Origin of the sequence: Pseudomonas sp. rhizo66 (genome assembly GCF_031931925.1) — a bacterium.
Taxonomy (GTDB): domain Bacteria; phylum Pseudomonadota; class Gammaproteobacteria; order Pseudomonadales; family Pseudomonadaceae; genus Aquipseudomonas.
The window spans coordinates 1-436 of record NZ_JAUJWZ010000061.1 but is presented as its reverse complement, the minus strand read 5'-3'; the positions used below and the strand labels follow the sequence as shown (position 1 = coordinate 436).

Annotated in this window: 1 protein-coding gene; it reads left to right on the top strand. The window is 55.3% G+C overall.

From position 1 onward, the window contains the following. Positions 1-435, top strand: a 435-nt coding sequence (locus QZR14_RS27950) for an Hcp family type VI secretion system effector (RefSeq protein ID WP_130000230.1), incomplete at its 5' end; no start/stop codon positions are given. Position 436 lies beyond the last annotated feature (1 nt).

Sequence of the window (436 nt, the reverse complement as noted above, 5' to 3'; positions counted from 1 at the left end):
GGCAACACCTACCAGGAAGGCCACGAAGACCAGGTTATGGTTCAGGCTTTCACCCACGACGTGATCATCCCGCGTGACCCACAATCCGGTCAGCCAACCGGTCAGCGCGTTCACAAGCCAGTTGTGATCACCAAGGTCTACGACAAGGCTTCGCCTCTGCTGCAAGCGGCTCTGACCTCCGGCGAGCGCATGAGCGAAATCGTTATCCAGTGGTACCGTACTTCTGCTCAAGGTACTCAAGAGCACTACTACACCACCAAACTGGAAGACGCGATCATCGTCGCCATCAACAACAAAATGCACAACTGCCAGGATCCAGGCAACGCGCACTTCACCCACCTGGAAGAAGTGCAGTTCACCTACCGCAAAATCACCTGGACCCACGAAGTATCCGGTACTTCGGGTTCCGATGACTGGCGTGCTCCAGTCGTTTAAT